This is a genomic window from Rhodothermales bacterium (assembly GCA_041391505.1).
GTDB lineage: Bacteria > Bacteroidota > Rhodothermia > Rhodothermales > JAHQVL01 > JAWKNW01.
Genome location: JAWKNW010000001.1, coordinates 290,573 through 299,926, shown reverse-complemented (window position 1 = coordinate 299,926; position 9,354 = coordinate 290,573). Strand labels below are relative to the sequence as shown.

Here is a 9,354-nt window from a genome sequence, read left to right as displayed (position 1 = left end):
AATGTTCAAGGACAGGCAGCATGAGGCGAGCTCGTGCTACAGAATCCCCTTAAACCAAGATCTTGGAACGTTAAACTCAGCGCCAGATGACATCCACGCGACTGCTGTCGCGGAGGCTGGCCTGGCCGGCGGTGATCACGGTGTCGCCCTCGACGATGCCCGACAGAATCTCGAAATGCCGGCTGTCGTTGTAGCCCCGCTCGACGGTCTTGCGGAACGCCTCGCCGTTCTGGACGATGTATACCGAAGCGACTTCGTCCTCTTCAACGACGGCTTCCTTGGGGACCAGCAGGGTGCTCTCGCGGGTGTCGTAGACGATCTGGATCCGCCCGAACATGCCGGGCTTCAGCTGCTTGCTGGCGTCCCTGACCTCGATGGTCACCTTGAACGTACCGGTTTCGGGGTCGACGATCGGGCTGATGCGTTTGATCGTCCCGCTGAACACGTTCTGGGCGAGGGCATCCACCGACAACCTCGCCTCCTGTCCCACGCGCAGTTTGCCCAGTTCGCGCTCCGGCGCGTACATCACGGCGAGAAGCGGGTCGAAATCGGAGATGTGAAAGGCAGGGTCGTTGATCCGGAGCGTATTGCCGACCTTGATGTGGCGCTGGGCGATGATGCCCGAGATCGGGGCGCGGATGGTCGTATAGTCGAGTTCGAGCTTCGCGAGGTTGTAGGCCGCTTGCTGCGCCTCGAAGTCGGACCGGATGCGCTCGTACTCTTCCACGGAAATAAGCTGCTTCTCGTACAGCCCCGTATTGCGCTCGTGCTCCCGTTTCAGCTTGTTCAGGTTGACTTCCGAACGGGCCAGTTCGAGCGCGAGGCGTTCGCCGTCGAGCTGCGCCAGGGCCTGGCCGGCTTTGACGTATTGCCCTTCCTCGACAAACAGCTGGGTGACAACGCCGCCGGCCTTGGTGGCTACGCTCGCCTCTTCCTCGGCCTCAAGGGATGCGGTCCCCGTATAGTAGGCTGATATGGGGCCCATCGACGCGGTGACGGCCTCCACGGGGATCGATGTTTCTTCCTCTTTTTCGTCCTCGGGCGCCTTGGATTGGGCCTCGCCGCTGCATCCGCTGGAAGCGGTCAGTACGAAGGCCATCAACAACAAACTGGCGAACGACAGGAGTATACGCATACAAATCCTTTGCAAACTACGTTTCGGAAGGGGTTTCGGAAGCCAGTACGGGTGGGCTCCGACGGGTGTTACAGGCTTCACAAAAAAGGCATGCCACCGGCCCGCCGGCGCCTCCTGGCGGGTGCGGCGGCTCCGGTCGTATCTTCCCGCGCTTCATCAACCACCACGGGATCGAGATACACCATGGCGTCACAAGTTGTCGCAGGAGCGCTGCACGGGCCCGGGCCGGCCCTGCTCATTCATGGGGGAGCCTGGGATATTCCGGACGAGGAATGCCCGGATCATCTCGACGGCCTCGAGCAGGCAGTCGGACTCGGGAGCCGCCTGCTTGCCGAGGGGGCGACGGCCGTGCGGACGGTTCGGGAGGTTGTAGCCCTGCTCGAGACACACGGCGCGTTCGATGCCGGCAGGGGAGCGGTGCTCACGCGCGAGGGGACGGTGGAACTGGATGCCGGCATCATGTGCGGCAGCACCTTGCGCTTTGGCGCGGTGGCCGGGGTTCGCACGGTGGCCAACCCGATCTGCGCGGCCGATCGGATTCGTGAGGTAGGACGCGGTGAGTTTTGTCTGCTTGCGGGGGGCGGCGCCGAGGCCTTCGCGCGTGAGCAGGGGCTGATGCTCGTGGAGCCGGCCGCGCTGGTGCACCCGCGCGAACGCGCGCGCTACGAACGGCTTCGCGATCGAGAGGGCTACCACACCAGCCATCCGTTTCACCGGGAGCCGGCCCCGCGTGGAACCGTGGGATGTGTCGCGCTCGATGCAGCGGGCCGGCTGGCGGCGGCGACCTCCACCGGCGGGACGCCCTTCCGCCCGTCGGGTCGTATCGGGGATTCGCCGCTGCCGGGATGCGGCTTCTACGCGGATGACGGGGCCGCGGCGAGCGCCACGGGATGGGGCGAAGCGATTGCGACCGTCGCGCTGTGTGCGCGCGCTGTCGACGCCGTCGGGCGCGGCGCCATGCCGGTCGATGCCGCGCGGGAGCGCATGGACGATCTGTTCGGGCGCGTCCAGAATGCCGACGGCCACGGCGCCACGGGCGGGCTCTTGCTCATGAGCCGTACGGGCGCGGCGGCCTGGGCCTTTACGACGCCGCGCATGGCGCGCGCCGGCTGGCGCCAGGGCGGCGCGCCGTGGTGGCGCATCGACCGCTGAGTCAGAGCGTCACGTTCAGGCCGGCCTGGATGCTGCGCCCCGGCGACGGCTCGAAATAGCGCCCCCCGAAGGCGTTCACGACGATCGAGCCGGCGTAGGTCCGGTCAAGCGCGTTGGCGAGCCGTACGAACGGCATCGCCGTGTAGCGTCCCTTGCCGAGTTTGCCGCCGACGTTGAGGTCGAGAATCGTGTAGCCTTCGTTTTTCGCGGAGTTGGCGTCGTCGACGTAATAGGACGACACGCTTTCGCTCGACACCCGCACCCAGAGCGGGCCGACGGCGTAGCGGGCCGACGCGTACAGGCGGTGATCCGGAACCCCGGGCAGGCGTTTGCCGGCCAGATCATCCTCATCGTATTCGTAGAGGCCCCCCGTGTAGGTCGCCGAAAGGTCGAGCCCCGGCGCCACCGGGAAGGTGACGAACGCCTCGACGCCCTGGTGCGTATTGGCCCCGCTGTTCCGGTAGAAGGTGCGGTCGCCGCCGGCTTCGGTCTGGAACGGCGCCAGGCGATCGGTGATGCGCATGCTGTAGAGCGCCACGTCGTAGCGGACGCCCTCGCCGCCGATGGAGCCGCGCACGCCGGCCTCCACACCAAACACACGCTGCGGGTCGGCGTCCGGGTTGAAGCCGCCCGTGAGGTCGGGGCGGTTGACGAGTTCGGTGGTGGTCGGCGTCTCGAAGCCCGTGCGGACGTTTCCGTAGAGGTGCGTCTGCTTCAGGCGGTAGGAGAGGGCGATGGATGGGCTCACGGCCGAGAACGTCCGGTCGCCCGACTGGTCTCCGTTGGAAAGCAGATGATCTTCCATCGAAAACTGGACGCGGTCCGCACGGAGCCCGACGCTCACGTCGAACGCCGGCGAGAGATGGGTCGTCAGGAAACCGTAGACGGCGACGTTCGAGACATCCTCCTGCTGGTCGAGCGACAGCACGTCGCCCGGCTGACCGCCGTCGTTGTTGAGGTTGAGGCGATCGTCCGACTGCAGGCCGGCGTCGGCGCCGAGGCCGACGGTCCAGAGCGGCCCCTCTTTCTGGAGCGAAACGCGCGCGCCGCCGGCGGACCGGCCGAGGTCGACGTAGGCAAACGTGAGCGGGTTGTCGAGGTCGCGCCGGATGCCGTAGAGCGTCACCTGGGCCAGGCCGAACGGGGTATCCTGATACAGGGACGCGCCGGCCTGGTACTGCGTGCTGCGTTTGGCCGCGAGCGCATTGATGTTGCGGCTGTCCGCCTGGCTCGGGTTTTCGTCGAACTGGGCGAGGGTGAGGGCGCCGGGGTTTTCAGCGTCCTGGTCGGCGAATGCGCCCATGAGTTTCAGTCGGGCTTTTGTGCCGATCGCGATGTCGCCGTGCAGGGCGGCCCGCGTCAGCCGGCTGGCGCTGTAGTCGCGAAAGCCGCCGCGCCGGTTGTCCGACACGAAAGCGTGCACGCGCTGACCTCCCGGCAGGGCCACGGCTTCGGCGGCCAGCTGCTGAAAGCCGTCGCTGCCGCCGGCCCCGCGGAGCCGCGCATACCCTTCACGCCGGGTGTCGTCGGTGGAGAGGAAGAGCACGCCGCCGCTGCCGTTGCCCCAGAGAAAGGAGGCCGGACCGCGCACGATTTCGGCGCGGCGGATCATCGAGGGGTCGATGATGTCCGTGATGGCCTGGCCGTCGGGCATCGTGAGGGGGATGCCGTCGAGGATCACCTGGACGCCGCGGACGCCGAAGGCACTGCTCCAGCCCATCCCGCGGATCGACATGCGTTCGCCGAGGGCGGCGTTGTTGCGGTCGTTGACCCAGAGCCCGGGCAGTTCGCTCAGGACCTCATCGAGGCTCACCGCCGGCTCGTACTGGACGCGTTCGGAACGGGCCATGCCCATGGCGGCCAGCGGCGATTCCGCCGAAGGCGTGCGGGATGCCTCGACCGCGATGCCGGGCAGCGTCATAGACAGGGTGTCCGCCGGCAGCTGCTGCGCGCGAGCAGGCGACATGGAGAGGAAGAGGAGAACGGCGAGGCAGGCAATTCGGGTGAACAACGGGGTAGGGATCGAAGGGGGTGAAGGGGTACGGAATACCCCGGGGATTACCACCCGATCCGGCGTCGCGACGTCTTTTTCGCGCTCTCGGCCGGCGCGGGCAACTCGAAGTCAATCTGGATCGGCGGGGCTTCCTCCACGACCTCGGGCTTCGAAGGCGATTCCTCGCGCGGGAAGCCCATGGCCTGGGCGGTCGGGACGTTGGCGTTGCCGGCATTGCCGGCGACGAGCTCCTCGTACCCGGATGGTTGACCCACCGTCACGCCCTCAAAATAATACGCGAGGATCTCGTTGTACAGATGCCCTTGCTTCGACATCTCCAGCGCGCCATACTGGCTCAATCCGACCCCGTGCCCGAAGCCCTTGCCGGTAAAGACATACGAGTCGGCTTTGCTGTCGACCGTGAACAGGGTGCTGCGCAGCTTGTCCTTGCCGAAGCGGCGGTTGACGGTCAACCTGAACGCATTGCTCCGGATCGACCGCGGATCCCCGTTGCTCTGGAGGAGGAGCACGTTTTTCACGCGGCGATCCCGCCCGATGCCATCCACCCGGATGCCGGTGACTTTCATGTCGTTATCTTCCGATAGCGCCTGGAGCAGTTCCTTTTTGGGGAGTTCGATGGTCCAGTCGGAATAGGGAGAAATCGCATCGTACGGGTCGCGTTTCCCGCGCAGATAGGGCAAGACGAGCTGGGCGTCCCACACTTCCTCGTGGTTCGCGGTGTAGCCGCCGCTCGAGGAATGATAAACCGCCTCGATCAACTCGCCGCCGTAGGTCATAACCTGGCCTTCCGTCCGGCGGGTCGCCTCGCGCGCGGTCCGCGTTATCGGGGAGACGCCGTGGTAGACCTGCCAGATGTCGTGATCCGGCAGCTCGTATTCGGGACCGTGTTGCAGGAGTGACCGCCAGGACAGGGTGCGGATGCAGATCGCCATGGCCTTCGAGGCCTCGAGTTCCTCGAACCCGAACTCGCTCGACAGCACGCTTTCAACATAGTCCTCAATCGCTACCTGATTCACCATTTTGACGGTGGCGGCGCGGGTGGGGTCGACCTCCACCTTCATCAGGCCTTTGTAGATGTGATCCCTCGTCGGCTTGCTCTGCGCCTCGGCCAGTTCGATCGTCAGTTCGCCATCGTCCGGCTGGATGAGGCGAAGGCGGATGGCATAGATGCCGCCGGCATCGCGGAGCTTGAAATACAGCCGGGAGCCGCTGGTCGTGATGGTCAGTTTTTCGTTCGGCTTGAGCCGGGCGATGGCGTTGGGCTCGTTCGCCGAAAAGAGGTCCAGCCCCTGTGAGCCGCTGACCACGATGGTTCGAGGCAGGGCGCTTTTGAGCAGACGGACCTGGACGGAATCGAACGGCGTCGGCTGCGCGGTGGCCGGCGTGGCGACGAGCGCGGCCAGCAGGAGTGACGTTGCCCAGATGCGTGCGACGAGCTGCGGCATGTAGAGCGATGGGATGGGAGTGCAACCTGCAAGAATAACGGAATATACGCCGGCGAAGGACAAATAGCTCCCCAAACGGATATTTTTCACCCGGTATGCGGCAGATCGGCCCGGTGTGAAAAACGGACTTACTTCTTCAGATCGACCATCAGCCGATCTTTTAATACCTTCGAACGCTCGCGGCTCGCGATCACTTCGTGCCCGCCCGAGAGGATCAGCTTGTAGCGTCCGCTGAACCAGGGAATCATCTCCTTGATGTGGTCGATATGGACGATCGCGGAGCGGTGCACGCGCATGAAGGTATCCGGATCGAGATGCTCCTCCAGCTGCTCGAGCGTGTAATTGACGATGTGCTGCCTGATGCGGTTCTTCGCGGGATCCGTGGGCTCGGCGAGGATATAGAGCCGGGTGATCCCCTCGTTGATCTCCGCCGAAGCGAGCCGCTCGATGGGGATGACGAGGATGCGGTCCCGATAGGGGATGGAGATCTGGCGCATGAACGGAGACGCGCTGGCCGGCGCCGCGGCTGCATCGCCGCCGCGGGTGCTCTGCGTCTCGAGCCAGTCCAGCAGCTTCCCCAGCCGGTCGTCGTTCTCCTGGCGCTCCTCGTGCGTGCCGGTCGCGCGCTCGGCGCGGGCCACCGACTCCTCGAGCCGGCCCCGTTCGATGGGCTTGAGCAGATAGTCGATCGCGTTCGCCTCGAATGCCCTGAGGGCGTAGTGGTCGTAGGCCGTGGTGAACACCACGACCGGCATAGCGTCCTTCGGGATGCGTTCCAGCACCGCGAAGCCGTCGAGCTCCGGCATCCGGATATCGAGGAAAAGCAGGTCGATCGGCTGGTTCTGGATCACCTCGAGGGCCTCGACGCCGTCGCCGGCCTCGGCCACGATCTCGAGCCGACCCTCCTGGGCCAGGCTGGACAGCATGGTGCGAAGGCGCTTCCGGGCCGGCGGCTCGTCGTCAACAATGAGGGTGCGCAGCATGGGCATTCGAAAGAGTCAACGGAAACAGGAGCGTCAGGGCGACGCCGCGGCGGGAAACAAGGCATCCGCATCGACGGCCGCGCGGGGGCGGGGCAACCGCAGCGTGACGTGGGTGCCGGAGTCTGGTTTGCTACGAATCTGGAGCAGGTCCGTTTCCCCGTACAGCTTTTCGAGCCTCGTGGCGATGTTTTGCAGTCCGATGCCGAAGAAGGCGGCCCGGGACACCTCCTCGGTCGCATCGAAGAGGTCCTCGATTCCCACCCCCGTGTCGCTGATGACGAGTTCGACGCCGTCGGTCCCGAACTGCCGGCCGGCGATGCGCAGGTACCCCACGCCGCGCTTCTTTTCGAGGCCGTGCTTGACGGCGTTCTCCACGATGGTCTGGAGCGCAAACGCCGGCACCGGATGCATGCCGTACTGGGGGGGGATGTCGATGTGCACGTCCAGCTGATCGCCGAAGCGGGCTTTTTCGATGCTGAGGTAGTGGTTGACGAGCCGCCGCTCCTCGTCGAGCGTCACGTACGGACGGCTGCTCGTGTTGAGGATGTGCCGGAAGATCGAGGCCAGATGCTGGACGGTAGCCTCCGCCTCCTCCGGACGCTCCTCGATCAGGGCGATGATCGTGTTGAGCGCGTTGAAGAGGAAGTGTGGATTGATCTGGGCGCGCAGCGCCTTGAGTTCGGCCTCGGCGCTGACGCGGATGAGGGTTTTTTCCCGCTCGACGAGCAGCAGGCGCTCGATCGCCAGCGCCAGCTGACCGCTCAGGCCCCTGAGCAATTCGAGATCCTCCAGGTTGAACACCGAGCGCCGGCGCGCGCGGCCGCCGATCAGCAGGAGCCCCTCGAGCCGGCCTGCTTCCCCGATGGGGATGGCGAGGGCGGCGCCGCGATCCTTCAGCATCTGGTGGGCATCGGTGGACAGCGCGCTTTCGTTCAGTTCGGGCATCACCGCCCAGATCTTCCCTTCCTCCTCAAAAACAGGCCAGATGCTCGATGCCATCCGCTCCGTGACATACGGCGGCTGCGGGTGATACGCGGCGGAAACCCACTCGGTGGCGGAGTCGTCCGGCCGTATGAAAAAGACGCACCAGCGGGTGTCGAACGCTTCGCCCACCGTCTGCACCGTCTGCTGGGCGAGGGAGTAGAGATCCACGATGGTCCCCATCTGCCGCTGATACTGGCTCAGGGTCTGACGCAGGATCTGACGCTCCGTCGTAAAAAAGCGGGGCGCGTACGACCGCACCCGCTGGACGATGCGCTCGAAAACGAACAGGAGGAGGATGACGTAGATGCCGGCGAGCACCTTCTGCGAAACGACGAAGTCGTCGACGTACCGCTCCATGATCTCCATGCCGCCGAGGAAGGCGAAAAAGATCACCCCGAGCAGCGTCAGGTACGTCAACGCGCGGTTGAGGACCTTGTCGATCTTGCCCTGCTTGAGCGTGGCGAGGGACACCAGGATCATGGGCCCGAGCGAAAGCAGCTGGGCGCTGACGATCAGCCAGCCGGCCGTCACGTCGGGCGCCGACCCGAACAGGGGCAACACGCCGAGCACCAGCAGCGCCATCGACACCGCGAAGAGCAGCGTCAACGCGCTCCCGATCCGGCTCCAGCCGCCGACCATGTCCTCCGCCTCGTCCCCGCGGATGGCGTACAGCGCCAGCACGAGCGCCGCGGCGAGGGCGACGTAACAGGAGGCGTAGAGGAGCAGGGGCGCGATGAGGCTGTCGAGCGAAAACGGCCCGAGGTTGCCCTTCACCGTCGCGATCAGCGCTGCCAGACCGAAAATGACGGTGGGGACGTAGATGAGATGCCGGATGCGCCCGAGCCGGCCGGCGCCGATGAGGTGCGTATCCCCCAGCACCTTGCGCAGCAGGAGCGCCGGGAAGATGATCCACCCGAGGATGCTGAGTACCGTCAGCATCTGAAAGACGAGATCGTAGGCGCTGCCGGTGATTTCGGCCGGGCCTACCGTCTCGACCAGCAGCAGCCGCACCCAGTTGCCGAAGATCCAGAACGAGGAGGTCAGGATCAGCAGCAGCGAAAGCTGCGCGCGCTTGGCCTTGCGATTCCGTATCGCGAGCGGCGCGACGATCAACAGACCCAGCACATGGAAAAACGCCGCGAGCGCAAAGCTCCAGATGGAAAACTGCCAAAGCGAGGCGGAGAGCGGGTACAGAAAGGCCGGATAGCGGGTTACGCGGACGCGGGCCTCGATGACCTGCTGCTCCTCGCCACGGAGCACGACATAACTGCGGGTGCTCCCCGGGGGGATGCCGTTGACGGCTTCCTTGAGGTCCTCGGCGTTAAAATAGACCTGCTGGTCGAGCGAAAAGAAGATGTCGTTCTCGGCGATGCCGCCGCGCGCCGCCGGCCCCTTCGGCGCCACGAACGTCGCCACGATCCCGCCGTCTACATCCTGCCAGGACACCCAGTCGAACCCTCGTTCCGACGCGCCGGGCCCTTCGAGCGGCACGATCCGCGCCAGCTGGATCCATTCCCACGCCACCTTGCCGGCCGGTATCAGCACGAGCAGCGGCACCAGGATGACGAAAAATGGCGCTATCTGAATGAATCGTTTCACGCGTTTGCCTGCAGATGTGCCTGAAGATACGCACTGGATGCG

The 9,354-nt window shown here is 65.4% G+C and carries 6 protein-coding genes; 1 reads left to right on the top strand and 5 read right to left on the bottom strand.

The window, feature by feature from the left end; translation table 11 throughout:
* Positions 1-76: 76 nt before the first annotated feature.
* A complete protein-coding gene (locus tag R2834_01195) occupies positions 77-1,135 on the bottom strand; it encodes an efflux RND transporter periplasmic adaptor subunit (protein ID MEZ4698917.1) in 1,059 nt (352 codons plus the stop codon).
* A gap of 183 nt (positions 1,136-1,318) precedes the next feature.
* On the opposite strand from R2834_01195, the gene R2834_01190 reads away from it, so the two are divergent.
* Positions 1,319-2,287 (top strand): isoaspartyl peptidase/L-asparaginase, encoded by a 969-nt coding sequence (locus R2834_01190; GenBank protein MEZ4698916.1) that lies wholly within the window; start codon positions 1,319-1,321, stop codon positions 2,285-2,287.
* 1 nt (position 2,288) lies between these two features.
* On the opposite strand, the gene R2834_01185 is transcribed toward R2834_01190, so the two are convergent.
* From R2834_01185 to R2834_01170, 4 genes are all read right to left on the bottom strand, one after another.
* A complete protein-coding gene (locus tag R2834_01185) occupies positions 2,289-4,253 on the bottom strand; it encodes a TonB-dependent receptor (GenBank protein ID MEZ4698915.1) in 1,965 nt (654 codons plus the stop codon).
* Between the two features lie 92 nt (positions 4,254-4,345).
* A complete protein-coding gene (locus tag R2834_01180; protein MEZ4698914.1) occupies positions 4,346-5,746 on the bottom strand; it encodes a SpoIID/LytB domain-containing protein in 1,401 nt (466 codons plus the stop codon).
* A 128-nt stretch (positions 5,747-5,874) separates the two neighbouring features.
* Complete coding sequence (locus tag R2834_01175; protein MEZ4698913.1) at positions 5,875-6,729, bottom strand: LytTR family DNA-binding domain-containing protein; 855 nt, start codon at positions 6,727-6,729, stop codon at positions 5,875-5,877.
* Positions 6,730-6,762: 33 nt separating this feature from the next.
* A complete protein-coding gene (locus R2834_01170; GenBank protein MEZ4698912.1) occupies positions 6,763-9,312 on the bottom strand; it encodes a histidine kinase in 2,550 nt (849 codons plus the stop codon).
* Between the last annotated feature and the right edge of the window lie 42 nt (positions 9,313-9,354).